Source organism: Streptomyces sp. NBC_01384, from assembly GCF_045040035.1.
Classification (GTDB): Bacteria; Actinomycetota; Actinomycetes; order Streptomycetales; family Streptomycetaceae; genus Streptomyces.
In genome coordinates this window covers 4101912-4127831 of sequence record NZ_CP109559.1, presented here as the reverse complement: position 1 = coordinate 4127831, position 25920 = coordinate 4101912, and the positions used below count along the sequence as shown (strand labels likewise).

23 protein-coding genes are annotated in these 25920 nt (G+C 70.1%); 7 read left to right on the top strand and 16 right to left on the bottom strand.

Annotated elements, in window-relative coordinates:
- Window positions 1-66: 66 nt before the first annotated feature.
- The 3 genes from OG747_RS18780 to OG747_RS18770 all read right to left on the bottom strand — a co-directional run bounded on the left by OG747_RS18780 (window position 67) and on the right by OG747_RS18770 (window position 3479).
- Window positions 67-1380: a DUF2637 domain-containing protein gene (locus tag OG747_RS18780; protein WP_405880480.1), complete on the bottom strand. Its 1314-nt coding sequence runs from the start codon at window positions 1378-1380 to the stop codon at window positions 67-69.
- Window positions 1381-1540: 160 nt separating this feature from the next.
- The gene (locus OG747_RS18775; protein WP_405880479.1) at window positions 1541-2419 is read right to left on the bottom strand and encodes a DUF3558 domain-containing protein; all 879 of its coding nucleotides are present in this window, start codon (window positions 2417-2419) and stop codon (window positions 1541-1543) included.
- Window positions 2420-2576: 157 nt separating this feature from the next.
- Window positions 2577-3479, bottom strand: coding sequence for a DUF3558 domain-containing protein (locus OG747_RS18770; RefSeq protein WP_405880478.1), 903 nt, complete (start codon window positions 3477-3479; stop codon window positions 2577-2579).
- Between the two features lie 213 nt (window positions 3480-3692).
- Here OG747_RS18770 and OG747_RS18765 point away from each other — a divergent pair, with 213 nt between their 5' ends.
- Window positions 3693-4886, top strand: coding sequence for an RtcB family protein (locus OG747_RS18765; RefSeq protein ID WP_405880477.1), 1194 nt, complete (start codon window positions 3693-3695; stop codon window positions 4884-4886).
- 54 nt (window positions 4887-4940) lie between these two features.
- Here OG747_RS18765 and OG747_RS18760 read toward each other — a convergent pair whose 3' ends face one another.
- The 5 genes from OG747_RS18760 to OG747_RS18740 form a co-directional block, all read right to left on the bottom strand.
- Window positions 4941-5807 (bottom strand): hypothetical protein, encoded by an 867-nt coding sequence (locus OG747_RS18760; protein WP_405880476.1) that lies wholly within the window; start codon window positions 5805-5807, stop codon window positions 4941-4943.
- Between the two features lie 144 nt (window positions 5808-5951).
- Entirely contained in the window at window positions 5952-7220 is a 1269-nt protein-coding gene (locus OG747_RS18755) for a GNAT family N-acetyltransferase (RefSeq protein WP_405880475.1), read from the bottom strand.
- A 36-nt stretch (window positions 7221-7256) separates the two neighbouring features.
- On the bottom strand, window positions 7257-7451 hold the full coding sequence (locus tag OG747_RS18750) for a hypothetical protein (RefSeq protein WP_405880474.1): 195 nt from the start codon (window positions 7449-7451) through the stop codon (window positions 7257-7259).
- Entirely contained in the window at window positions 7451-8227 is a 777-nt protein-coding gene (locus OG747_RS18745; protein WP_405880473.1) for an SDR family NAD(P)-dependent oxidoreductase, read from the bottom strand. Before OG747_RS18745 ends, OG747_RS18750 begins: the two co-directional genes overlap by 1 nt.
- Before the next feature lie 149 nt (window positions 8228-8376).
- The gene (locus tag OG747_RS18740) at window positions 8377-8712 is read right to left on the bottom strand and encodes a YnfA family protein (RefSeq protein WP_369248325.1); all 336 of its coding nucleotides are present in this window, start codon (window positions 8710-8712) and stop codon (window positions 8377-8379) included.
- Window positions 8713-8868: 156 nt separating this feature from the next.
- Between OG747_RS18740 and OG747_RS18735 the strand changes: the two genes are divergently transcribed.
- Complete coding sequence (locus tag OG747_RS18735; protein WP_405880471.1) at window positions 8869-9351, top strand: hypothetical protein; 483 nt, start codon at window positions 8869-8871, stop codon at window positions 9349-9351.
- A 317-nt stretch (window positions 9352-9668) separates the two neighbouring features.
- Here the strand turns inward: OG747_RS18735 and OG747_RS18730 are convergent, their stop codons facing one another.
- The gene (locus OG747_RS18730) at window positions 9669-10376 is read right to left on the bottom strand and encodes a DUF4232 domain-containing protein (protein ID WP_405880470.1); all 708 of its coding nucleotides are present in this window, start codon (window positions 10374-10376) and stop codon (window positions 9669-9671) included.
- 295 nt (window positions 10377-10671) lie between these two features.
- Window positions 10672-11493 carry a DUF6597 domain-containing transcriptional factor gene (locus OG747_RS18725; protein ID WP_405880469.1) on the bottom strand — a complete coding sequence of 274 codons (822 nt, stop codon included), beginning with the start codon at window positions 11491-11493 and terminating at the stop codon, window positions 10672-10674.
- A gap of 105 nt (window positions 11494-11598) precedes the next feature.
- On the opposite strand from OG747_RS18725, the gene OG747_RS18720 reads away from it, so the two are divergent.
- The 4 genes from OG747_RS18720 to OG747_RS18705 all read left to right on the top strand — a co-directional run bounded on the left by OG747_RS18720 (window position 11599) and on the right by OG747_RS18705 (window position 15990).
- Window positions 11599-12696, top strand: coding sequence for an LLM class flavin-dependent oxidoreductase (locus OG747_RS18720; protein ID WP_405880468.1), 1098 nt, complete (start codon window positions 11599-11601; stop codon window positions 12694-12696).
- A complete protein-coding gene (locus OG747_RS18715; RefSeq protein ID WP_405880467.1) occupies window positions 12693-13370 on the top strand; it encodes an FMN reductase in 678 nt (225 codons plus the stop codon). The genes OG747_RS18720 and OG747_RS18715 overlap by 4 nt, the downstream gene beginning before the upstream one ends.
- 334 nt (window positions 13371-13704) lie before the next feature.
- A complete protein-coding gene (locus OG747_RS18710) occupies window positions 13705-14472 on the top strand; it encodes a response regulator transcription factor (protein ID WP_405880466.1) in 768 nt (255 codons plus the stop codon).
- Window positions 14473-14511: 39 nt separating this feature from the next.
- Window positions 14512-15990, top strand: coding sequence for an ATP-binding protein (locus OG747_RS18705; protein WP_405880465.1), 1479 nt, complete (start codon window positions 14512-14514; stop codon window positions 15988-15990).
- 241 nt (window positions 15991-16231) lie between these two features.
- Here OG747_RS18705 and OG747_RS18700 read toward each other — a convergent pair whose 3' ends face one another.
- Window positions 16232-18202 (bottom strand): amino acid transporter, encoded by a 1971-nt coding sequence (locus OG747_RS18700; protein ID WP_405880464.1) that lies wholly within the window; start codon window positions 18200-18202, stop codon window positions 16232-16234.
- A gap of 630 nt (window positions 18203-18832) precedes the next feature.
- Here OG747_RS18700 and OG747_RS18695 point away from each other — a divergent pair.
- Entirely contained in the window at window positions 18833-20158 is a 1326-nt protein-coding gene (locus tag OG747_RS18695) for a hypothetical protein (protein ID WP_405880463.1), read from the top strand.
- Between the two features lie 62 nt (window positions 20159-20220).
- Here the strand turns inward: OG747_RS18695 and OG747_RS18690 are convergent, their stop codons facing one another.
- From OG747_RS18690 to OG747_RS18670, 5 genes are all read right to left on the bottom strand, one after another.
- Entirely contained in the window at window positions 20221-22206 is a 1986-nt protein-coding gene (locus OG747_RS18690) for an APC family permease (RefSeq protein ID WP_405885593.1), read from the bottom strand.
- A gap of 167 nt (window positions 22207-22373) precedes the next feature.
- Window positions 22374-22937, bottom strand: a complete 564-nt coding sequence (locus OG747_RS18685) for a hypothetical protein (RefSeq protein WP_405880462.1) — start codon at window positions 22935-22937, stop codon at window positions 22374-22376.
- Between the two features lie 367 nt (window positions 22938-23304).
- Window positions 23305-24084: a polysaccharide deacetylase family protein gene (locus OG747_RS18680; RefSeq protein WP_405880461.1), complete on the bottom strand. Its 780-nt coding sequence runs from the start codon at window positions 24082-24084 to the stop codon at window positions 23305-23307.
- 281 nt (window positions 24085-24365) lie between these two features.
- Window positions 24366-25370, bottom strand: a complete 1005-nt coding sequence (locus OG747_RS18675) for a M56 family metallopeptidase (protein ID WP_405880460.1) — start codon at window positions 25368-25370, stop codon at window positions 24366-24368.
- 18 nt (window positions 25371-25388) lie between these two features.
- On the bottom strand, window positions 25389-25787 hold the full coding sequence (locus OG747_RS18670) for a BlaI/MecI/CopY family transcriptional regulator (RefSeq protein WP_405880459.1): 399 nt from the start codon (window positions 25785-25787) through the stop codon (window positions 25389-25391).
- Window positions 25788-25920: the final 133 nt, after the last annotated feature.

Below are 25920 nucleotides of genomic sequence, written 5' to 3'. Positions count from 1 at the left end.
TTTACGACGAGGAAGGGGGCGCCCGGTGATCACCGGGCGCCCCCTTCCTCGTACGCACGTCCGTGCTTACGCGATGTGGTCCTCCTCCAGCTCCGTGTTGAAACGGTTCTGGAAGCGGTCCGTGAGGTTCTTCAGGGCGCTGGGGCTGAGAGTGGTGCCGTACGTGGCCTCGATGTTGTCGCCGAGGACACGAGGCGTGGGGAAGCTACCGTCTATCGACTGGCGGAACACCTGGTAGTACCCCTCTTCCTTGGCCTTCTCGGCGGAGAGAGGCGACTGCTCATCCCGGGGGGCGGGGATGGGCAGCTGCTCCGGCTGCGAGGCGCCGCCCTCGCCCAGCTGGCGCGTGCGGCCGGGGCCCGCCGGGATCGGGAAGGTGCCGGTCTCCTCCGGGCCGGGCTCGTACGCCTGGGCCTGCTGCTCCTCGTACCACTGCTGGTACTGCTCCTCCGGCACGTACTCGGGGTCGTAGCCGCCCTCGTAGACGATCTCCTGGGGGGCCTGGGCGGCGAACCAGGGGCTGCTCTCGTCCGGCTGCGGGGCCTGCGCCTGTACGTACTCGGCCTGGGCCTGGGGCTGGGGCTGGGGCGCGGGGGCCGCGGGGGACTCCAGCTGCCGCTGCTCGGTGGCCGCGACGGCGGCCGGGGCAGGGGCCGCGATCGGGGCCGGGGCCGGGGGGAGCAGCGCGGGCTCGATGCCCGCCGCCGCCAGGCCCGAAGGAGCCGTTTCCGCCAGGGGCACCCCGTACCGCGCCAGTCGCAGGGGCATCAGGGACTCCACCGGGGCCTTGCGGCGCCAGGCGCGGCCGAAGCGGGAGTGCAGGCGGGCCTGGTAGACGAGGCGGTCCTGCTCCAGCTTGATGACCTGCTCGTAGGAGCGCAGCTCCCACAGCTTCATACGGCGCCAGAGGAGGAAGGTCGGGATCGGCGAGAGCAACCAGCGGGTGAGGCGGACGCCCTCCATGTGCTTGTCGGCGGTGATGTCCGCGATCCGGCCGATCGCGTGCCGGGCCGCTTCGACGGAGACCACGAAGAGGACCGGGATGACGGCGTGCATACCGACGCCCAGCGGGTCCGGCCAGGCCGCCGCGCCGTTGAACGCGATCGTGGCGACCGTCAGCAGCCACGCCGTCTGGCGCAGGAGGGGGAAGGGAATCCTGATCCAGGTGAGCAGGAGGTCCAGGGCGAGCAGGACGCAGATGCCCGCGTCGATGCCGATCGGGAAGACGTACGCGAAGTTCCCGAAGCCCTTCTTGAGGGCGAGCTCGCGCACCGCCGCGTAGGAACCCGTGAAGCCGATCCCCGCGATGACGAGCGCGCCGGCGACGACCACCCCGATGAGTATCCGGTGCATTCGTGTGAGCTGGATTGGCGCGGACACCCGTACTCCCCTCTCCTTGCGTGTTGTTGCGCGCAACAGGGTGGCACATGTGTACGGCGTACGGGTGGGCGGTATGGGGGGAGCCCGGTCCCAGAAGGGGCCGAGCTGCGTCAAATGCCCTGGCCGTTACGCGCGTTGAGCGGTGGCACCCCTTGGGATGTCAGTTCTTCTTGCTGGCCGACGCCGAGGGCTTGGGGCTGGCTGACGTCGACGGGGAAGCCGACTTCGAGGGCGACGCCGACTTCGTCGGGGCGGTGGTCGCCCGGCTGCCGTTCTGGTTCGCGGCGGCCACCGCGGCCACCGTCTCCTTGACGGCCTTCTCCGCGGCCTTCGTCAGATCGTCCGCGTTGGGGGCCTGGTCGCCGGCCAGACCCGCGCCGTTGTAGTCGAGCGTGATGACGACGTTCTGGACGCGCGCCACGACCGTCTGCTGCTTGAAGGTGCCTTCCTTCTTCTTCAGGTCGTAGCGGACGGCCGTCGCCTGGTCGCCGGTGCCGGTGACCGGCTCCGACCGCGTGCCCTTCGCGCCGGTCACCGCCTGCGCGTCCTTGACCTGCTTCTCGTAGTAGGTCTGGGCGAGTTGGTTGCCCTCGCCGCGGGTCGCGTCCGAGTCGAAGCGCAGCAGCGAGACGTTCAGCCAGCGGAACTGGGAGCCCTTGACGCCCTTGTTGTCGAGGCTGTTCCAGGAGCAGTTGCTGCGGGTCTGCGCGTCATCCGACTTGCCCGCTTTGGCGGACTTCAGGCCCTTCGGCACGAGTTCGCCCAGCGTCTTCTTCGAGAGGACCGAGCAGGAGGCCGGCAGCGTCCTGTACGCGGCCTCCTTGACGCCGTTCGCGGAGGCGCTCGCGGACCCGGACGCGGATGAGGTCGCGGGGGCGCTCTGGTTGGCGTTGTCGGCGGAACCCGAGCCGGAGCCCGAGTGGGAGCCGGAGTCCGAGGAACAGCCGGCGGCGCCGAGTACCACCGGGACGGCGGCTGCGCAGACAAGGATGCGGGTGAGTCGCGGGGCTCGGCCTACTCGCTGTGCTGGTCGGTGCATGGTTCCTTCACTCGTGGCGCTCGGGGTGCGGCGTGGTGCGACCGCACATGGGGCGTGCGACCGGTCGGGTCCGAGGGGCCACGGTACGCGGTGAGACAGCTGAGCGTTTCCTGTTCGAAAGGTTCGCGTGCGACGTCCGGCCGCCCCCGTGGACCCGCTAGCCGTTGAACCTGTCGACGAGCTTCTGGGCCAGATTCCGCGCCTTGTCCTGCATTTCCTTGCTGTCCGGGGACCCGGTGAAGCCGGTCGGCTGCTCGGCGTATTCGATCGTCACGATCACGTTGGACGTGCGGAACACCACAGTCACCGTGCGCTGCTGGGTCGTCGAGGAGGCGGAGGCGAGCTTGTCGTTCAGGAACGCCTCGTCGCCCAGGTCGCTGAGTTCGCGGGGCTGGAGGTCGGTGGGGGTCGCGCTCGCGCTGGAGGAGGCATCGGAGGAGGCGGACGCGGAGGTGGAGCCGGACGTGGGGCCGGACGTGGAGGGGGAGGCGGTCGTGGCGGACGTGGTGGGGGACGTGGAGGGGGAGGCGGTCGTGGCGGACGTGGTGGGGGACGTGGAGGGGGAGGCGGAGGCGGAGGGGGAGGCGGAGGCGGTGCTCGAACTGGAGGCCTCGGGGATGTCCGCCGCCGTCTTCTTGGTCGCGTAGACGTCCTGGGCGCGGCTGTCGTCGCTGACCGCGTTGTCGTACGAGACCACGCGCTCGAAGTCGACGAGGAGGTGGTCGGTGGCGTCCGTGGAATCCACCTTCCAGCCGCAGCCGACGCGGCGGTCGGTGTCGTAGGTGAGCGTGGCCGTGCCCTCGTAGGCCTTGTCGCGCTGGTCCTGGTCGGTGATCTGCTTGATGCCGGGCATCAGCGAGTCGAGGCTGTCGTGACTCACGGCGGCGCAGGCCTCGGGGAGGGTGCGGTACTTGCCCGGCTGGGCGGCCTGGGTGGTCGTGCTGACACCGCCCGCCTTGGAGTCGGGTGCCGCGTCGCTGCTTCCCGAACCGCCGGTGCAGCCGGCCAGCAGGGCCGCGAGGAGCGCGGCGGTGCCGGGGACGTACGCCTTCCGCTGCACGGTCAGGCTCCTCTCGACGGTTCCCGGGGCCTGCGGCCGGGGTGTCCTGTGGTGCTGTCCTGTGGTTATTCGGTTGCCGCGCGGGGGCGGCCCCTGGAGACAATGTGTATCGCACGCACTGCCGTGGATGCCGGTCCGCTGTCCTATATGTCGACCTTGGCGCCGGTTTTGCGTTTTATGACTTCTGTTGTTTTTCGGGGGAATGAGGAAGATATGTCGTACGTAGAGATACCGGGTGCGAAGGTACCCATCCGTATGTGGACCGACCCGGCGTCGGTCGAGGACGTGGCCCTGCGCCAGCTCCAGAACGTGGCCACGCTCCCGTGGATCAAGGGGCTCGCCGTCATGCCGGACGTCCACTACGGCAAGGGCGCGACGGTCGGGTCGGTCATCGCCATGCAGGGTGCGGTGTGTCCGGCGGCGGTGGGGGTCGATATCGGGTGCGGGATGTCTGCCGTCAAGACGTCGCTCACCGCCAATGATCTGCCGGGGGATCTTTCGCGGCTGCGGTCGAAGATCGAGGAGGCGATTCCGGTGGGGCGGGGGATGCATGACTCTCCGGTCGAGCCGGGGCGGTTCCATGGGCTGGCTACTGGTGGGTGGGATGACTTTTGGGGGCGGTTCGACGGGGTTGTCGAAGCGGTGAAGTTCCGGCAGGGGCGAGCCACTCTGCAGATGGGAACACTTGGCGCCGGCAACCACTATATCGAACTTTTGTTCGATTCCGAGGCCTCCGTGTGGCTCACGCTTCATTCCGGATCTCGGAACATCGGTAAGGAGCTGGCCGAGTATCACATCGGTGTGGCTCAGAAGCTTCCGCACAATCAGGGTCTGGTCGACCGTGATCTTGCGGTCTTTGTCGCGGACACCCCACAGATGGCCGCATACCGCAACGACCTGTTCTGGGCGCAGGAATACGCGAAGTACAACCGCACGATCATGATGGCGCTCCTGAAGGACGTGATCCGCAAGGAGTTCAAGAAGGCGAAGCCGACCTTTGAGGCGGAGATTTCCTGCCACCACAATTACGTGGCGACGGAGCGGTACGAGGGCATGGACCTGCTGGTTACCCGCAAGGGCGCGATCCGCGCGGGCTCCGGTGAGTACGGGATCATTCCGGGCTCCATGGGCACCAGCTCGTACATCGTAAAGGGGCTCGGAAACGAGAAGGCTTTCAACTCGGCTTCGCACGGGGCGGGTCGGCGTATGAGCCGGAACGCGGCGAAGCGGCGCTTCACGACGAAGGACCTGGAGGAGCAGACGCGGGGCGTGGAGTGCCGCAAGGACTCCGGCGTCGTGGACGAGATTCCGGGCGCGTACAAGTCGATCGAACAGGTGATGGAGCAGCAGCGCGATCTCGTCGAGGTCGTGGCCAAACTGAAGCAGTTCATCTGTGTGAAGGGTTAGTCGCAGTGATGGGGCGCGGCGCACAATCGTGCGCCGCGCCCCATTGTGCGCCGCTCAGTCCGGCAGCGGTACTGCGCCGTGCAGCAGTTTCCAGCGGCGAACTTGGCAAGCGCTTGTGGAGTAGTTCAGTTCAGCGGCGGCGTGGGCGATGGTCGGCGCAGCGAGCAGGGTCTTGTCCATCTCGCGCGTCCACTGGATACGGGGCGGCCTGACTGCCATTCCTGCAGGACGGATCCACGACCCCAAGGAAATTGCAGCGGCCTGCTTTCGCCCCAGCGACAGGCAGCCTGGGTAGTAGAGGTGGGCGCTCAACTCCTGGGCCGACTCCTTCGTGTAGAGGACGTTGTAGACCCCGTCGCGAGCGTTGCGCTTGATTGAGCGCTCGGCTCCCGTGATCCTCCTGGCGTAGAAGCACAAGTACGCGCCAATGGCCGTGCTCGCTGTGGTCAGCGAGATGAACGGGAATCCCTGGCTTGTGTAGCCCACCGAGCCATCGGCGTCGATCACGCCTCGGAGGTAGTCGCGGCGTGAGAACTCGACGCGCGGCGGAGTGATTTTCTTGGACTTGCGGCCGTAGGGCAGGCCGAGTTGATTGAGCTTCGTCCTGGCTTCGAGGGAGCACAGGGTCCACGTCGCCGAGTGGTGGGCCTCGGCGAAGTTTGTGGACCGTGTGCGCTCGGTGATGCTGGTGTTGTACGGCGTCAGGCGCTGGAACTCGCGCAGGATCGCGATGTCCCGCGCGTTGATCTCGACGGTCAGGCGCCCTTTCTGTCCTGTCCCCTTCGCGAGATGCCCGTCGGCCTGCAAGAAGCCGAACATGTAGGCGTACTCCGGGACTTCTAGGTCCATGAACCCTGTCGTGTCGACCCCGAGGGCGTCGTCCAGAGTGAATTGGTGCGCGTTAGGCTCGCAGTCAGCCACAGGGAAGCCTCACTTCCGTGCTGGTCAGGCCCTCGGTCGGGATGGCAGTCCCGGCCGGGGGCCGTCGTATTTGATGTTGTGGTGCGAGCCTAGATCGAGAGTTCTGTTTCCGTATGGGCGATCTATCCAGTTCACCCTTGTGAGTTAGCGGAGGCGCTTTTCCAGGAGTGTCACCGCGTACGGGCTGCCCAGGCCGCCGTCCTTGGCGGTCTGTTCGCCCACGACCGTGTAGCCCGCTGACCGGTAGTACTCCCGCAGGCGGGGGTTGCTGGAGAGGCAGTCCAGGCGGCAGAGAGGGCGGCCGGAGGCTGCGATGCGGCGTTCCGCTTCCGCGAGCAGGTGGCGGCCGGTGCCGGGTGGGGCGACGCGGCGGTCGGTCATCAGGCGGTGGATGTAGGCGGCGGTGGGCGGTTGGGGGCCCCAGGCCGCCGGGTCGTCCCACCAGAGTTCCCAGGCGCCCGCCACCCGGTCGTCCAGGAGGGCCAGCCAGACTTCGCCCTCCGTAAGGCGGGTGCGGAAGTGGGGTTCGGTGAGTTGGCCCGGCTTCCACTGGTCGATGCCGCGGGCGATCTGCCAGAGGGCCGCCTCGTCGCGGAGGCGGACCAGGGTGGGGATGTCCGTCTCGGTCGCCCGGCGGAAGGTGAAGGGGGTGAGGGGGGCGAGGGGCGAGGGGGGTTCGAGGAGGTGTGTGCGGAGGGTCGAGGCGAAGCTGGTGGGCAGGCCCAGGGTCTCGGTGACGTAGGACTCGACCGAGCCGTAGCGGGACTTCAGGTCCGACAGGAATCCGGTCATGACCTCGGCGGGGGCCTTGCCGTAGGCCGGCCAGAGCAGTTCGCGGTCGGGGTTGTTGGTGCGCCAGTCCGCCACCAGGAGGGGCGTGGCCCGTTCCGTGAGGGTGAAGTCCTCGGTGATCGTCCGCTCCGGGACGCCCAGGAGGGAGAGGAGCAGGGCTGCCACGAGGCCTGTGCGGTCCTTGCCCGAGGCGCAGTGGAAGACCAGGGGCGTGTCCGACTCGGCCGCCTCCGCGATCAGGCTCAGCGTCTCGCGGATTTCCTTCGTGCCGTCTTCGGCCACCTCCGCGTAGCGCGCCGCCAGGTAGGGGCCTGGGGCGACGGTAGGGGCCAGTGCCGCCTGGTCGTACGGGCGGTGTTCGATGCTCTCGTTGTGGTAGGTGAGGGAGGGGTGCTCGGGGACGCGGCCCTTCGCCTCGATCTCCCAGGGGTAGCGGAGGTCCACGACCGTGCGGATGCCGAGGGAGAGGAAGAGATCCCAGTCCTCCGTCCCGGGGGTCAGTTTGCCGAGCGAGTCCGCGCGGTACAGGCGGGTCCGGCGGACCGTCCGGCCGTCCTCGGTCAGGTATCCGCCCAGGTCGCGGAAGTTGTGCAGACGAGCGAAGGGTATGTGTCTGTTCACATCGTGGGAGCGTACGGCGGCCGTACGGTCCCACGATCACTTCGCGTGCGTCACCGCGTAGATCATGACGAACGCCACGACGTGGATGCCGAAGAGGAAGTACGCGAGGTACCACCAGACGTAGCGTTGGTTCTTCTTCTCCGCTGCCAGGTGGCGCCGCTCCGCGGAGGGCTCGTCCGGTGCCTCGTGCGGTGCCTCGTGCGGTGCCTCGTCCGGCATTCCGTTCGACATCACAGCTCCCGGTGGACCTTGGTGTTCGACGCCTGGGCGCGGGGGCGCACCACGAGGAGGTCGATGTTGACGTGGCTGGGGCGGGTGACCGCCCAGGTGATGGTGTCGGCGATGTCGTCGGCGGTCAGCGGCTCGGCCACGCCCGCGTACACCTTCGCCGCCTTGTCCGTGTCGCCGCCGAAGCGGGTCAGCGCGAACTCGTCCGTCTTGACCATGCCGGGCGCGATCTCGATGACCCGGACCGGCGTGCCGACGATCTCCAGGCGGAGGGTCTCGGCGAGGACGTGCTGGGCGTGCTTGGCGGCGACATAGCCGGCGCCGCCCTCGTACGTGCTGTGGCCCGCGGTGGAGGAGAGCACCACTACCGTTCCGTCGCCGCTCGCGGTGAGGGCCGGGAGCAGGGCCTGGGTGACGTTCAGGGTGCCGATGACGTTCGTCTCGTACATCTGGCGCCAGTCGGCGGGGTCGCCGGTCGCGACCGGGTCGGCGCCGAGCGCGCCGCCCGCGTTGTTCACCAGGACGCCGATCGTCTTGAAGGCGCCGGCGAACTCGTCGACCGCCGCGCGGTCCGTGACGTCCAGTTCGTAGGCGGTCGCCTGGTGGCCCGCCGTGTTGATCTCCTCCGCCAGTGCCTCGATGCGGTCCTTGCGGCGGGCGGTCAGGACGACGCGGTAGCCGGCCGCGGCGAGCTGCCGGGCGGTCGCCGCGCCGATGCCGCTGCTCGCGCCGGTGACGACGGCGATGCGGGAGGAGGCGGAGGGCGCGGCGGACGTCATGGGCTGCTCCTAAGGCGTACGGCGTGCACGCGGACGGGCGCGTGCGGTGGTTACGGGTGTGCGATCGGTCCTCGTCAGGATAGGCAGGCGGTCGGCGTGCGCGTCGGGGCCGTCCGGACGGCGGACCCGTCGGCCGCGGCGGTGCCGGCTCAGCTGCCGCGCGGCGCGTACATGATCACGGCCATCCCGGCGAGGCAGATCAGGGCGCCGGTCACGTCCCAGCGGTCGGGGCGGTATCCGTCCGCGACCATGCCCCAGGCGAGGGAGCCGGCGACGAAGACTCCGCCGTACGCGGCGAGGATGCGGCCGAACTCGGCGTTCGGCTGCAGCGTCGCCACGAAGCCGTAGACGCCGAGCGCCATGACGCCCGCGCCGATCCACAGCCAGCCGCGGTGCTCGCGTACGCCCTGCCAGACCAGCCAGGCGCCGCCGATCTCGAAGAGAGCGGCGAGAACGAAGAGGGCGGCGGAACGGACGATCAGCATGCGGTCACTTTCGCATGGGCCGCATCCGCGTCTTCCGTCACCTGATGGACGGCGCCTGTCGGCGGTCAGGGGTGGCATACATCGGGTGACCAGGTGAGTGGGTGCGTGTGTCCGAGCGAAGGAAATGACGGCATGGGGATGCGGAGGAGGATGAGGATGCGGGTGAGTACGAGGGTGTGGGTGCGGGGGCTGGGTGTGGTGGGTGCGGGGGTGGCTCTGGTGGTGGGCGGGGCGCCGTTCGCCGGTGCCGTCGTTCCCGAGGCCGATCTCGCCTATCACGGTTCCGTGTCCATGGCCGCCGGGCTTGTCGATCTGCGGCTGACCCCGCGGAACAACGGTCCGAGCACCGTCGAGGACGCGACCGTCCGGCTGCGCTGGTCGGCCCCGCTCGCGGACGTGCAGCGGCTGCCGGACGACTGTGCGCGCTCGGGCGAACGGGTGGTGGTGTGCCGGACCGGAGCGCTGGAGGCGGACGATATCGGGGACGAGATCCGGCTGGAGGTACGGCTGCGGGAGGCGCCGTCCGAGGTGATGCTGGAGATCGATACGGTGTGGAGCGGCGGCGCGGTGGACCGCAACCCCGGGAACGACCAGGAGCGGGTGTTGGCGCTGGACACCGGGGATTCGTACGTCTTCTAGACCCACAGGTAGGCCCGCAGGTGGGCTCGCGGGTGGATCCACGGGTGGGACCACGGGTGGGACCACTGGTTCCACGTGCGATTTCTGTCTGACCCAGCAGCCCGCCGGCGACTACCAGGTCGGCCAGTTCCACTGACCGTACGGCCGTGGCCGCCGGTGTCGTCCGGCACCAGCACACACCCCGGGCACCGCTTCGCAGACCCAGGGTGTCTTCCGGTCCGCCCGGCAACCCGACTGACCCTCACTCGTCGTACTCGGCGGGCGTGCTGGTCGCGGTCCTCAACGAGCGCCTGTGACCAGCGTTTTCCCCACAGACCTCAGGAGTGGAAGGAGCCGAACTTCGCGTCCTTGGTGCAGACGTTGAAGACTCCGGCCGAGCCGTTCGCCTTGGTGACCTTGACGGTGCGCACGACATCCTTCGGGAGCGCGATCTCGACCTTGGAGGCCTGCACCGCGCAGACCTCGCGGGCGGACTGGCTGCCGTCGAAGTTGAGGTCCGTGTAGAGGACGTCGGCGGTGGCGGAGGCGCCGGAGGCGAGGTCGACGGCGTCGGTGCCGGCAGCCGAGTTGTCGGTCTCGATGGGGTCGGCCTTGCCCTGGTCGTCCTTGGCGGTCAGGGTGGTCGCGCCCACGATGGTGCAGGTGCTGCCCGAGGTGTTGGTGACCTTGACGGTGGCGGCCGCGGGCTGGGACTCGCTGGCGTGCGTGGCCGAGGCGATGAACTGGACGGTGGTCGTCTTCGTGGTGCACGCGCTGACGGCACCGCTGCCGGAACCGGACCCGCTGCCAGAGCCGGCCGCAGTCGCAGACGCGGAGGCGTGGGCGCCGCCTGTCTTGCCCGTGGACGTGCTGGACGTGCTGGAGGTGGTGGAGGTGGCGGAGGCCTGCGATGCCGGCGACGCCGTGGCGACCGGGCTGGAGGTGTCCTTGGTCTTGGCGTCGTCGTTCCCCGAGTTGCAGGCGGTGAGGCTGAGGCCGGCGACGAATACAGCGGCCGTCGCGAAGGTGGCAGTACGCAGACGCATGAGCGGTTGTCTCCCTGGGTCCAGTCCGGCGGAGTGCCGGTGGTCTTCGACGTGAGCAATCCACGACGGGCGCCCCACCTGCGGTTCCGCGGACGATCGATCACCCGCCTGTGAAACAACTCACTGGTAACGTCGACAACTGGAGTGTGCCGGACGGCATCTGACGAACACTCGGCGTCCGGATGGCCTCGGCGCAATCCCGCCTGCCCCGCCGGCGTGCCAGTGGGGTCCTTCAGGTGGGCTGGGGGGCTCTAGGGGCTGGGGGGCTCTGGGGGACGGGGGCGAAGGGTCGGGGTCAGCGGGCGCCGGTTGCGTAAGCCGTGGGCGGTACTCCCACCGTTGCCGTGAAGTCGCGGATCAGGTGGGCCTGGTCGGCGTAGCCGAGGTCGGCTGCCAGGGCGGCCCAGTCGATCGGGGCGGAGGTCTCGGCGCGCTCCAGGGCCTCGTGGATGCGGTAGCGCAGGATGATCCACTTCGGGCCGACGCCGACGTGGGACGCGAAGAGGCGCTGCAGGGACCGTACCGACGTGCCCTCGGCCCTGGCGAAGTCCGACACCCGGCGGATCGTGCGGTCCTCGCGGATGCGGTCGACGAGGGTCATGGCCAGGTCCGCCTGGGGGTCCGGTCGGGGGGCGAGGCTCAGGAGGAAGGTGTCCAGGGCGGTCACCCGGGCGTCCTCGTCCTCGGGGGTGAGGATCGCGTCGAGGGTGCGGGGTGCCTCGGGGGTGGTCCCCGGGAGCGCCTCGGGCAGCGGTACCCGGCGTCCGGTCCACGCCGTCACCGGGGTGGCGGGGGCGAAGGGGCGGAAGCCGCCCGGCCTGAACTGGATTCCGCACACCCTGCCCCGCCCCTCCAGTTTCTGGGTGAAGAGGCCGAGTCCGATTCCTGCGACCTCGCCGAAGGGCTCCTGGTCGGCGAACTTCTGGAAGACGACGTTCACGGACGGGTGCGGGACCACGTGGGAGGCGTACGGCTGGGGCAGGTCCCAGTCGATCAGCCAGTAGTGCTCGAGGTAGGGGCGGAGCGGCGGGGCCGGTTCGCGGCGGCGGAAGCGGACGCGCGCGAAGAGTTCCGCGGCGTCGACGATGCCTCGGGTGTCACGGCGTGGGGCGGCCATGAGGGGAGCGTAGGGCGGGGCACTGACATCGATATGGAATAGCTGGGGTCCGCTCCTCGTTCAGGGGTATAGTTGAATCGTAAACAACCTGGAAGGTGAGCGACCATGCAGTTCGGAATCTTCAGCGTCGGCGATGTGACAGCGGACCCGACCACCGGGCGTACGCCGACGGAGGCCGAGCGGATCAAGGCCATGGTCGCCATCGCGCAGAAGGCGGAGGAGGTCGGGCTCGACGTCTTCGCGACCGGGGAGCACCACAACCCGCCGTTCGTGCCGTCGTCGCCGACCACGATGCTCGGCTATGTCGCCGCGCGCACGGAGAAGCTGATCCTCTCCACGTCCACCACTCTCATCACCACCAACGACCCGGTGAAGATCGCCGAGGACTTCGCGATGCTTCAGCACCTCGCGGACGGCAGGGTCGATCTGATGATGGGGCGCGGGAACACCGGGCCGGTGTATCCCTGGTTCGGGCAGGACATCCGGCAGGGCATCAACCTCGCCGTCGAGAACTACGCGCTGCTGCACCGCCTGTGGCGGGAGGACGTGGTGACGTGGGAGGGCAAGTTCCGGACGCCGCTGCAGTCGTTCACCTCGACGCCGCGGCCGCTGGACGGTGTGCCGCCGTTCGTGTGGCACGGGTCGATCCGCTCGCCGGAGATAGCCGAGCAGGCCGCGTACTACGGTGACGGCTTCTTCCACAACAACATCTTCTGGCCGGCCGATCACACGAAGCAGATGGTCGAGCTGTACCGGGAGCGGTACGCGCACTACGGGCACGGCACGGCCGAGCAGGCGATCGTCGGGCTGGGTGGGCAGGTGTTCATGCGGCGCAATTCGCAGGACGCGGTGAAGGAGTTCCGGCCGTACTTCGACAACGCGCCGGTGTACGGGCACGGGCCGTCGCTGGAGGACTTCACCGACCAGACGCCGCTGACGGTGGGTTCGCCGCAGGAGGTCATCGAGAAGACGCTGAGCTTCCGGGAGTACGCGGGTGACTACCAGCGCCAGCTGTTCCTGATCGACCACGCGGGGCTGCCGCTGAAGACCGTGCTGGAGCAGCTCGACATGCTGGGCGAGGAAGTCGTGCCCGTGCTGCGCAAGGAGTTCGCCAAGGGCCGTCCGGCCGATGTGCCGGACGCGCCGACCCACCAGGCCCTCGTGGCCGCCGCCAAGGAATCCCAGGAGGTGACCGTCGCATGAAGCTCGTCGTCGTCTCGGCGGGGCTGAGCGTCCCGTCGTCCACGCGGCTGCTGGCCGACCGGCTGGCGGCGGCGACCGTCCGTGAGACGTCCGCGGAGGTCGAGTTCGTCGAACTGCGCGACCTCGCCGTCGAGATCGCCCACAACTTCACCAGCGGATTCCCCGGGCGGGCGCTGTCCGCCGCCCTCGACGCGGTGACGGGGGCGGACGGGCTGATCGTCGTCACGCCGGTGTTCTCCGCGTCCTACAGCGGGCTGTTCAAGTCCTTCTTCGACGTGCTGGACAAGGACGCGCTCGCCGGAAAGCCGGTCCTGATCGCCGCGACCGGCGGCTCCTCCCGGCACTCCCTCGTGCTGGAACACGCCCTGCGCCCGCTCTTCGCCTACCTGCGCGCCGTCGTCGTACCGACCGCGGTGTACGCCGCCTCCGAGGACTGGGGCGCCGAGGGCCTGGCCGAGCGGATCGACCGGGCGGCGGGAGAGCTGGGGACGCTGATGGCGGGGGCCGCCGCGGTACGGCGGGGTGACGTGGCTGTCGTGGAGGTCAAGGCGCCGGCTGTGGACACCGACACCGCTGCCGCCATCGCGCCGCGGTCTCTCAAGGGGGCCGTTGCCTCGGCCGACAGGTTCACCGTCGTGCCCTTCGAGCAGCAACTGGCCGCACTGCGGCCATAACTCCCCTTGAGTGGACACGTTCAGCCCCGGCCTTCAGAAGAGCCGGGGCTGAACGTGTGCGCGGTGGCGAGGCCGAAGGTCGAGGGTCGAGGGTCGAGCGGACGGTGCCGCCGATGGCGTATGCGTTGTGCGGCAGGTAAACGATCTTCGAGGGCTTTGCGCGGTGCGCCTTCCCCGGTGCGACCTCGGTCCGTCGGCCCGTCCTGACATACGGGACAGACTGACCCGGCGGGGTCAGGGGCTTGCCCGAGAAGGGGTGAGAGGCGGGTAAGAAGCCCACCCTCACCCCGGCCCATCAGGTGGTACGTGGTCGGGGGCTTGGCAGACTGGTGGGGTGCCCCAGAATGTGCTGCTCGCCGAGGACGACCGTGCCATCCGCCATGCCCTGGAAAGGGCACTGACGCTGGAGGGCTATCAGGTGACGGCCGTCGCGGACGGCGTCGAGGCGCTGGCCCAGGCCCACCGCACCCCGCCGGACGTCCTCGTCCTCGATGTGATGATGCCCGGCATCGACGGACTGCAGGTGTGCCGGGTGCTGCGCGCGGAGGGGGACCGTACGCCGATCCTGATGCTCACCGCGCTGGTCGAGACGGCCGACCGCATCGCGGGCCTGGACGCGGGGGCCGACGACTACGTGGTCAAGCCGTTCGACGTGGAGGAGGTCTTCGCCCGGCTGCGGGCCCTGCTGCGCCGGACCGGTCCGGCGAACGGCTCCCCCGCCGATGTATCCGCATCCGCGTCCGCATCGGCGTCGGCATCCGGCTCCGTGTCCGCGTCCGTGCCCGCGTCGAGGGCGGCGCAGGGGCAGATCGCCGCGGCCGGGCTGCGCATGGACATCCAGGCGCGGCGCGCCTGGCGCGGGCAGCGGGAGCTGGAGCTCACCCGCACCGAGTTCGAGCTGCTCGAACTCCTCGTCCGCAACGCGGGCATCGTCCTCGACCATGCCACGATCTACGACCGCATCTGGGGCTACGACTTCGGTCCCGGTTCCAAGAACCTCGCCGTGTACGTGGGGTATCTGCGGCGCAAGCTCGACGAGCCGGGGGCCCCGGCGCTGATCCACACGGTGCGGGGCGTGGGGTATGTGCTGAGGGAGGACTGAGTGCCCCCCAGATGGCTCACGGGGCTGTGGCCTCGGCGGGTGTCTTCCCTGCGTGCGACCTTCACCCTGTCCTTCGCGGCCGTGGCCGCCGGGGTCACGGTCCTCGTCGGGTTCCTCAGTTACGACGCCGCGGCCCGGCTGGTGCGGGTGGATCAGCAGACCGTGTTCTCCGAGGTCGTGCAGGATCTGCGCGGGCAGGTGCGCGCGACGCCGCTCGACCCGGGTGACTTCTCGTCCTCCGACCCCGATCACGACGGGCCGCTGGACGACATCATCCGGCCCAGCCGTACGGATGTGCAGGTGCTCGGGCGCGGTGGGGTGATCTCCGACCGGGGGAGACCCGTACTGCCCGTCACCGCGGCCGACCGTCGGACAGCCGAGGACGCGAGGGCGGGCCGGTGGGTGGAGCACAAGGAGGTCGACGTCGGCGGCGACCGCTACCGGGTGGCGACCGTCGCGCTCGGCGGCGGGCGGGGCGCGGTGCAGATCGCGCAGCAGTTCAGCGACACCGAGGATCTGCTGCGGGAGCTGCAGCAGCGGACCGTGCTGCTGGTGGCGGCGGTGGTGATCGCGGCGGGGCTGTTCGGCTGGTGGCTGGGGCGGCGCATCACCCGGCGGCTGGTGCGGCTGGCGGGGGCCGCGGAGGACGTGGCGCGCACCGGGCGGCTCGGCATTCAGGTGCCGGTCGCCGGATACGACGAGGTGGCCCGGCTCGGCCGCTCCTTCGACCGGATGCTCGGCCGGCTCGCCCAGTCCGAGGAGGATCAGCGGCGGCTGGTCCAGGACGCGGGCCACGAACTGCGTACGCCGCTGACCTCGCTGCGTACGAACATCTCCATGCTGCGCCGTATCGACGAGCTGCCGCCCGACGCCCGCGAGGAGCTGGTCGCCGACCTGGCCCAGGAGTCCCGTGAGCTGACCGACCTCGTCAATGAGCTGGTCGCGCTCGCCGCCGGGCAGTCCGACACCGAACCCGTGCAGCGGATCGACCTCGCCGACCTCGCCGAGGACGTCGCGATCGCCTCCCGGCGGCGTACCGGGCGGGACATCATCGTCCGGGTGAGCGGGGACACGACGGTCGACGGGCGTCCGACGGCGCTGGCGCGGGCGATCTCCAACCTGGTGGAGAACGCGGCCAAGTTCGACCGCGACGGCAAGGCGCCGATCGAGATCGCGGTCGCGGGGCCTGTCCATACCGGTACCGGTATCGGTACGGGTATCGGTACGGGTACGGGTACCGGTACGGGTACGGCTGTCGAGGGGGGGCGTCCGGGCAACGTTCGTATCGAGGTGCTCGACCGCGGTCCGGGCATCGCCGAGGGTGACCTCGTGCGCGTCTTCGACCGCTTCTACCGTGCCGCCGATGCGCGCAGCCTGCCCGGTTCGGGCCTTGGCCTGTCCATCGTCCGCGAGGTGGCCACCGGTCATGGCGGAGCGCCGTTCGCCTTTCGGCGGGACGGGGGAGGTGCGGTGATCGGGTTCACGGTGAGCGGACACCGACTGCCGGACGAGGACTGACGGTCGGTTCGGGTTCCCGTCCTCCTGGGGCTGCGCCCCTGCACCCCCGTCCGGGGGCTGCGCCCCCGGACCCCCGGGGTGCTGTGTCGGCTGCGGGCCGGTGGGGGCTGGTCGCGCAGTTCCCCGCGCCCCTGGGGCGGGGCTTCGCCCCGAACCCCGGCCCGCCCAGGATCGTTTTGGCTGCGGGCCGGTGGGGGCTGGTCGCGCAGTTCTCCGTGCCCCTGGGGAAAAGCCTTGCCCACTAGCCGACGTGGACCTTTGGGCGGCGGGAGCGGTCGGGTTCGGCCTCGCGGAGGACTTCTCGGGTGACGGGGGCCACCTCGCCCTGGCCGAAGAGGAAGAAGCGGAAGAAGTTGGCGAAGGGGTTGCCCTCGGTCCACTCGAAGTAGACGTGCGGGATGCAGCCCGTGCTGTCGCGGACGTCGAGGAGGAGGGCGGCCAGGGCGTTGGGGACCGAGGAGGATTCGAGGGTGAGGACCCGGTAGCGGCCGTGCAGGACCTCGCCGCGCACGGTCAGGCCCGCCTCGAACTCGGACGGGTCCAGAACGGTGACCTCGACGAAGACGAAGTCCTCCGGCGTCGGGACGTCGTTGTCGGCACGGATCTGTTCGAGTTTTTCGCGGTACTCGGTGATGTCCCGGTTGTTGGGCTCGTTGGCGATGAACCGGATGCGGCGGCTGGCGATGTCCCGTACGAAGCGCTGCGCCATGTCGTCCAGGGTCACGCTGGTCACCCGGAGTTCGAAGGCGCGGGCCAGGCGCGAGAGGAGGGAGACGAGCATGATGCCGGCGATGAAGCAGGCGCCGATCTTGACGCCGTCGGGGCGTTCGATGACGTTCGCGACGGTCACGTAGAGGAGGACCGCGGACACGACCGCGAAGCCGATCGTCCAGCCCCGCTGCTGGGCGCGGTGGGAGGCGATGGTCACCGCGATCGCCGCGGAGGACATCAGGACCAGGACGCCGGTGGCGTAGGCGCCGCCCTGTGCGTCGACATCGGCGTTGAAGATCCAGGTGACCAGGAACGCGACCAGGGTGAAGACGATCACCATGGGGCGGACGGCGCGTGCCCAGTGCGGGGCCATTCCGTAGCGGGGCAGGTAGCGGGGCATGAGGTTCAGGAGCCCGGCCATGGCGGAGGCGCCGGCGAACCACAGGATGGCGATCGTGGACACGTCGTACACCGTGCCGAAGGCGCCGCCGAGGTACTCGTGCGCCAGGTAGGCGAGCGCGCGGCCGTTGGCCTTCCCGCCGGACTCGAACTCCTTGGCCGGGATCAGGAGCGTGGTGATGAAGCTGGTGGCGATCAGGAAGACGCTCATGATCACGGCGGCGGTGGTCAGCAGCTTCTTGGTGCCCCGGATCCGGCCCTTGGGGCTCTCCTCGGTGTCCTCGGGGTCGCCCTCGACGTGCGGCATGACCGCCACGCCGGTCTCGAAGCCGGACAGGCCCAGCGCGAGCTTGGGGAAGACCAGCAGGGACACGCCGATCATGGCGAAGACGTTTCCGTGCGCGGCGGTCAGGCCGTTGGTCCAGTCGGTGACGACGTGGCCCGCGGTGAGGACGTGCCAGAAGCCGACGATCACGACCACCGTGTTGAGCGCGAGATAGATGCCCACCAGGACGACCGCGACACCGATCGCCTCCAGGAAGCCCTTCAGGAACACCGCGCCCAGCAGGGCCACGAGGATGAGGGTGATCAGCATCTGCTTGTCGTGCAGGGTGCTGGTCAGGTGCGGGTTCTCCACGAGGTGGGTGGAGGCGTCGGCGGCCGACAGGGTGATCGTGATCAGGAAGTCGGTGGCGGCGAAGCCGAGGAGGGTGAGGACGAACAGCTTGCCCTTCCAGAAGGTGAGCAGCCGTTCGAGCATCGCGATCGAGCCCTCGCCGTGCGGGCTCTCCTCGGCGACCCGCCGATAGACGGGCAGGGCGCCCGCCAGGGTGACGACGACGAGCACGAGGGTGGCGACGGGGGAGAGCAGTCCGGCGGCCAGGGCCGCGATACCGGGCTGGTAGCCCAGCGTGGAGAAGTAGTCGACGCCGGTGAGGCACATCACCCGCCACCAGCGCTGCCCGTGGTGCACGGGCTCCGGCGGGGCGTGCGGCTCCTGCGGCGGGGTCTTGCCCATGTCGGACAGCCCTTGGAGCATCCACGCGCGCAGCCGGCTCGTGCCCGTCGTATCCGTCGTACGAACGTGGTCGGTGGTGGCCATCGGGGTGTGCTCCTGACGTGCTGCCCGGCGTGGTGCCCATTGTGGTCTGATTCTGGTCAATGGGGGCTGAATCGGCAGGGCGGGTGGACATTGCGGCGAATGGGGTACGGCGGTGCGGTCGCGGGGATCGTCACAGGGACCGTCACGGGGACCGTCACCCCTGGTCCGGCCCCCGTCGACGAGGATGCCGTGGTTTTCGCACATATGGTCGGCCGACGGCGTTAAGGCCGCGTCAAGGCCGCGTCAAAGTCGCCGGAGGTGACGTCAGGGGAGCATCAAGGACCGACGCGCGTGGCCGGAAGCGGTCGCAGACTGAGCGGCACGGGGGACACGGACGACCGTCCGTGGCGTGCCGATGGAGGGTTCGTGGCTGTCACGGCGGCCGGTACCACGCACAGTCCTGCGGCGCGAGCCGGGACCGTCTCAGCGCCAGGGGGCGGAACGGTCGCCCCCTCCGGGGGCGGGCGCGGGCCTCGGTCACGGCAAGGGGGGTCGCGGCCGAGGCGCCCCCGAAGTCCCCGGCGCTCCCTTCGCCTCGCGTACCGAAGAGCCGCCGCCGCCCTGCGCCGCCACTTCTGGGCGACCCTGCCCGCGCGGCTGCGCCTCTTACGGGCCCTCACCCTCCTGCCGGTGCTCGCCCTCGCCCTGCTGCTCGCGCTCGCCGGGTTCGCCGCCACCGGCACCTGGGCCACCGTCGCCGGGCGCGACGCACCCCGCACCACCAGCGCCGCCGACCTCGAACTCGCCCTCAACGACATGGACGCACAGGCCGCCAACCTCCTGCTGGCCGGCGGCGACGGGGGCAAGGGGCGCCTGACGACGCCGTACGAGAAGGCGGTCGGCCACTACGGCGACGCGCGCCGCGCCATCGGCCACGATCTGCGCACCCTCGCCGTCGCCGCCCAGGGCGACCGCGCCGACGAGCACACCGTCGAGTCCCTCACCGACGACTTCGCCGAGTACCAGGAGCTGATCGGACGCGCCCTGGAGAACGACGACCGCACCGGCGGCACACCGGCCGCGCTCGGCGACTACCGCGAGGCGACCGATCTGCTCCAGGCCCAACTCCTGCCGAACGCACGGAAGCTGGTGGACTCCAACAACAGCGCGTTCAACCGGCAGTACGACCAGGCCCGTTCGGTTCTCTCGGCCCAGCTCGCCGCCGTCCTCGCGCTCGGCGCGCTGCTGCTCGCCGTGCTCGGCGTCCTCCAGTGGTACCTGGCCCGCCGTTTCCACCGCATGCTCAACCCCGGTGTGCTGGCCGCCACGGTCTGCGCGCTGCTCGCCGTGCTCCTCGGCAGCCAGGTGCTCTCCGCCTCCGCCGACCGGCTGCGCGGCGCCCGCCACGACGCCTTCGACTCCGTCGTCGCCCTCTCCCGCGCCCGCGCCATCGCCTACGACGCGAACGCCGACGAGAGCCGGTACCTGCTGGACCCCGAGCGCCGCACCCAGTACGAGCAGGCGTTCCTCGCCAAGTCGCAGCAGCTGTACGGGATGAAGGGCGCGACCCTCGACGCGTACGACTCCACGCTCGCCACCACCTGGAAGGAGTACCGCGCCGACCACCACACCCTCGACTTCGGCGGGGAGTTCGCGCGCGAGCTCGCCAACCTCACCTTCCCCGGTGAGCGGACGGCGGCGGAGAGGACGGTGGACGCGTACGCCGTGTACCAGCGCGACGACCGCACGATCCGGGCCCTCGTCGCGCGGGGCAAGGAGCGCGAGGCCGTCGCGTTCTGCATGGGCTGGGAGCCGGGGACGTCCAACGCCCACTTCGGGGCCTGGATGACGGCGCTCGACAAGGTCACCGACATCAACCGTCACCACTTCACGGCCGCGGTCCGCGCGGGCCGCTCCGAGGCGACCGGACCGCTCCCGTGGACCTGCGGTCTGCTGCTCGCGGCGGGCGCGCTGACCCTGCTGGGGCTGCGACCGAGGTTCGCCGAGTTCCGCTGAGATCCCGTCGTCGGCGGGGCCGGGTGATCCCGTACGGGTGATCCCGCATGGGTGATCGTGCGCTACCGGCGCCGGGTCCCCGCCGGGGGCTCCTGGCTCTGCGGCTCCCCCCGCCGGAAGGAGCCCGGCGCCCGCGCCGCCGGCCGGTCCGCGTGGGCCGATGACGTCAGCTGCCACGGAACGCTGGTGACCATGACCCCCGGGGTGAAGAGGAGCCGGCTCTTCAGCCACAGGGCCGAGTGGTTGTGGAGGAGGTTCTCCCACCAGTGGCCGACGACGTACTCGGGGATGAAGACGGCGACGATGTCACGCGGGCTCTCGCGGCGGATCGACCGGACGTACTCCACGACCGGCCGCGTCACCTCGCGGTACGGCGAGTCGATGATCTTCAGCGGGACCTCGATGCCGTACTCCTCCCAGCGCCTGCGCAGCGCCGCCGCCTCGTCCCGGTCGACCGAGACCGTCAGGGCCTCCAGGCGGTCGGGGCGGAAGGCGCGCGCGTAGGCGAGGGCGCGGAGGGTGGGCTTGTGCAGGGTGGAGACCAGTACGATACCGAGCACCCGTGACGGGAGCGTGAGTTCGCTCTTCGGGTCGGTCACCGCCAGCTCCGCCGACGTGGCGTCGTAGTGGCGCCGGATACCGCGCATCATCACCCAGAGCACGATCGCCGCGAGGACGGCCAGCCACGCGCCCTCCGTGAACTTGGTGGCCAGCACGATCACCAGGACCAGGCCGGTGACGACCGCGCCGACCGCGTTGATCACGCGGGCCGTGTGGTGGCGGCGCCGCAGGCCCGGGTCGCGTTCCGCGCGCAGTTCGCGGTTCCAGTGCCGGACCATGCCCAGCTGGGAGAGCGTGAAGGCGGTGAAGACGCCCAGGATGTAGAGGTGGATGAGGCTGGTGACGTTCGCCCTGAAGCCCCACAGCAGCAGCCCCGCGACGATCGCGAGCGCCAGGATGCCGTTGGAGAAGGCCAGTCGGTCGCCCCGGTTGTGCAACTGGCGCGGCAGATAGCGGTGCTGGGCGAGAATGGACGCCAGGAGCGGGAAGCCGTTGAAGGCCGTGTTCGCGGCCAGGATCAGGACCAGCGCGGTCGCCGCCTGGATGACGTAGAAGCCGACGCTGTGCTCGCCGCCGAAGACGGCCGCCGCGATCTGGGCGATGACCGTGCGCTGGGTGTAGGAGCCGCAGTCGCCCGCGAGCCCCGTCAACCGGCACGCGTTGTCCGTGATGTGCACCTTCGCGATCAGCGCCAGCGCGGTGACGCCCACGAACATGACGATCGCGAGGGTGCCCATCGCCGCCAGCGTCTGGGCCGCGTTCTTCGACTTGGGCTTGCGGAAGGCCGGTACGCCGTTGGAGATGGCCTCCACTCCCGTGAGCGCCGTACAGCCGGAGGAGAACGCGCGCAGCACCAGCATGAGGAGGGTCAGGCCCGTCAGGTTCGCGTCCGAAGGGTCCGGCGAGATGCCGTACGCCGCGCTCTCGGCGACCGGCGCGTCTCCGAGGGCGTACCGGATCAGGCCCGTGATCACCATGATGAGCACGCCGCCGATGAAGAGGTACGTCGGTGCGGCGAAGGCCCGTCCGGACTCCCGTACCCCGCGCAGGTTCGTGGCGGTCAGGACCGCCACGAAGCCGATCGCCAGCAGGACGCGGTGGTCGGCGAGCCGGGGGATGGCGGAGATGATGTTGTCGACGCCGGAGGCGACCGACACGGCGACCGTCATGACGTAGTCGACGAGGAGCGAGGCGGCGACGACCAGTCCGCTGGAGGGGCCGAGGTTCGTGGACACGACCTCGTACGAGCCGCCGCCGCTGGGGTAGGCGTGCACCACCTGGCGGTACGACAGCACCACCACCGTCATCAGCGCCACGACCGCGGCCGCGATCCACGGAGTGAAGTGCAGATACGCGAGGCCGCCGAGGGTGAGGACCAGCAGGATCTCCTGGGTCGCGTACGCCACCGAGGACAGCGGGTCCGAGGCGAAGATCGGCAGGGCGAGCCGCTTGGGCAGCAGCGTCTCCTGTAGCTCTTCGCTGCGCATGGCCCGGCCGATCACCAGCCGCTTGAGGAGCTCCGTGACGTTGAACACGGGCGGAGGGTAAGCCGGGGGAGGGGGCCGGAGGGGGCCCCGACACTCACTCCGGCCCACTCACTCCGGCCCACTCACTCCGGCCCACTCACTCCGGCCCACTCACTCCCACCGGATACTCACTTCAGCCCCGACACCTTGAAGACCGTCAGCGCCGTCTCGCGGTCGATCCGTTCCGAGACGCGGTGCAGCGCGGTCCCCCCGCACGTGAGCGTGCCGCGCAGGGCGGAGACGCGTGCGTCCTCGTCCAGGCGGTGCCACAGCGGAGGGTTGCAGACCAGGACACGGGGGTCGATCTCGACGCGCGCGCCGGAGGTGTCCCGCAGCACGAGCCGCTGTCCGACTCCGTCCAGGCAGCGCACCGACACCAGCTGGTCGGTCCGCACCCGCCGCGCGCGCAGCAGCCCGCGCGAGGTCAGCCAGCCCTCGCCCGCGGCGACCCGGGTGGGGTACAGCACCAGGAACAGCAGTACCGCGAGTGTGCCCCACAGGACGGCGCGCGGTGTCGAGAGGGTGCCGGCGCCCCAGTCGATGAGGAGAAGAAGGGCGAGGAGTGCGGCCGCGCAGCGGATCGAGCTGCGCAGGTCCTTGGCCCAGAAGCGGTCGCGCGCCACTTCCGCGGGGAGGGTTGCGGGTGCGTCGACCGCGGTGCGCGCGTTGTTGCGGCGGTTGCGGCGTTCCATACGACCGACGGTAGAGACCGAAGGGGCCGGGGGCAGCATGCTTTGACGGGTCTCTGATGGCTTGGGCGTCAAGGATGCGACAAGACGCGACAAGACGACGAGAACCGGGAGCTCCGCGCGAAGAGCGGTCCGGTGTCGCCGCCGTCGCGTACGGTCTGCACGAAGTCGGACCGCACCTCGCCCCGGTAGTCCTGAATCGCCTGGAGTTCCGTCACGATCCTGGTCCGTATGGCGTCCGCGCTTTCGGGCCGGACGCAGTCCGCCGGCAGCCGGTCGAGTTCGGCGAACGGGACCTCGTCCCGTGATTCCGCGTGTACTTGTGCCGGATGACCGCCTCGCCGTGACGGCGCGGATCGGTTTCGGTTGTTCAGGGCCGGTAGACCATCCCCGGCTGGGACTTGGCGGGGGCGAGTAGCTGCGACACCGTGACGATGGTGTAGCCGCGCTGCTTGAGCGCCTTGATGATTCCCGGGACGGCGGGCACGGTCCCCTTGTGCAGGTCGTGCAGCAGGATGATGCCGTCGCGGTGGGTCTGGTCGAGCACCCGCTTGGTGATCAGGGCCGAGTCGGTCGTCTCGTAGTCCTTGGCCGTGACACTCCACAGCACCTGCGCCAGCCCCAAGTCCCGGCAGATCTTGGCCACCTTGCGGTTGGTGCGGCCCTCCGGCGGACGCATCAGGATGGGCCTGGTGCCAGTGATCTTCTCGATGGCGTCCTGTGTCCGGGTCAGCTCCTGACGGGCGTCGTCCGCGTTGATATCCGTCAAAACCTCGTGATACCACGTGTGATTGCCGATTTCGTGCCCCTCGTCCGAGATGCGACGCAGGATCTCGGGGTACTTCGCGATGTGGCCCTGGCCCTGCACGAAGAACGTCGCGTGCAAATCATCCTGCTTCAGGATGTCCAGCAGCTTGGGGGTCGTCAGGCTGGGGCCGCCGTCGAAGGTGAGGGCCACGCACTTCGCCTTGCGGCAGTCGACGTTCCCGGTCACCGATCCCGATGCCTTGCCTCGGGCGGCGCGCGGGGACGTGTGATCGTAGGTCGTGACCGTCAGGGCCAGGGTCAGCGCGACGGCCACGACGACGGTCACGGTTGCCGCGAGGGCGATGAGTATGCGTGACCGTCGTATTCGCGCGTACCGGGGCATGGGGGACCTTTTCGTGGATCGGGTGATTGCCGACGCCGGCCATTGGTGATTGCCGACTTTGCTTAAAGATGGTTTTTTTCGGCCCTCAGGTTCCCTCGCGCGGGGGTTTTCCTGGTTGCCCTGTGGAGCGGGAGTCCGGCGAGACCGCAGAGGCGGCGGGGTGGGCGTGCCCGGCAAGGACCGCCTGGCGCGGCGCATCGTCTCCTGCCGGGTGGGAACGAGGTCAGAACCAGGAACACGCCCTGGTCGGCCCTGGGCCGGCCCACGGAGTCGGCCCTGGGTCAGTCCATGCCGTGCGCGTCCGGCCGCTCCATGTCGTGGTGATGCGGGCCGTGGTGGTGCTCGACGCCGACCACCTCCAGCAGGGCGTCCAGGTCACGGGCGGCCGCGGCGGTGGACATGACGGTGAGGGCGAGGCACGCCGCGGTGGCGAGGGCCAGGCCCGGGCGGCGGGCGAGTGGTGGGGCGAGGAGGGCGGCGACGCGGCGGGGGACCGGGCCCGCGCCGGCCAGCGGGCCCCGGCGGCCGAGGACGCCGCGGAAGCCGAGGGTGGTGACGGAGAGACGCGGGGCGGGGGTGCCGTGGGCGGCCAGGGCCGCCTTGCCGACCGCGCGGGCGACCCGGGTGCGGTCGCCGGTGGCGCGCGCGGCCTGTTCGTCGGCCCAGCGTTCCACGGTGTAGGTGACCGCGGTGGCGAAGGGGCGCAGGAGCGGGTTGGCGGCGGCGCCCAGGCCGGCCAGGGCCACGAACAGGTAGTGGTGGGCGGCGAGATGGGCGCGCTCGTGGGCGAGCAGGATGTCGTGCTCGGCCTTGTTCAGGGTGCGCAGCATGCCGGTGGAGACGACGACCCGGCCGGGCAGCCCCGGCAGCGCGTACGCGTCCGGCGCCTCGTCCTCGACGATGACGAGCCCGTCGGGGGTGGGCATGCACGCGGCGTCCCACATGGCGGAGGCGATCGAACGGGCCCGGCGCCACAGCATCCGGGCCGCGGTCAGCAGCGCGCCGCCCAGTAGCAGACCCGCGAGGAGCGCGACCGGCGGTTCGGCGGGGTCGTTGACCTGCGCGGTGCGGGCCGACCAGTGGCCGAGGTCGGCGAGGAACGGGACGCCTATCAGGCCGGTGATGGCCAGCAGCCCAAGCGAGATGGTGGTCGCCACGCCCAGGATCAGCGCGGAGGCGGTGAGCAGCCAGGTGGCCAGGCGCGGTTCACAGCGTTCGGAGAGCGGGCGGGCGCCGAACGGCGCGATCACGGACAGCAGCAGCGGCAGATAGACGGCGATACGCATCCGGGCGGGCTCCTTCTCCTACCGGTCGGTGTCCGCGTCGGGTCCCAGCAGGTGGCGCAGCAGGTCCGCGTCGGTGTCGGACAGGCTGTCGGCGAAGCGGGCGAGCACCGCCTCGCGGTCGGGGCGCTCCTCCAGCACGGTGCGCATCCGGCGGGCGGCGAACCCGGGGTCGTCGGTGACGGGTGCGTAGGCGTACGCCCGACCGCGCCGGGTGCGGGTGAGCAACTGCTTGGTGTGCATCCGGGTGAGGATCGTGACCACGCTGCTGTACGTCAGCTCGCCGTCGAGGCGTTCGGCGACCTCGCCCGGGGTCAGCGCGACTGAGGCGTGCTGGAGCACACCGAGGATCTCGGACTCCCGCTCGCCGTTGGCCCGCTTCGAGCCCCGAGTCTGAGAATCGCCTGAATCGCGGCTCATGGGTTTGTCGTTCGCCCCGTCCATCTTCTACAGTCGTGTAAAACTTGAGCTTCTACGGCGGTGTAAATGCTGCCGTGGTCCGAGTCTGCCATGTGTCGCCGTGCGTCCGTACACGCACCCGCCCTGTTCACCG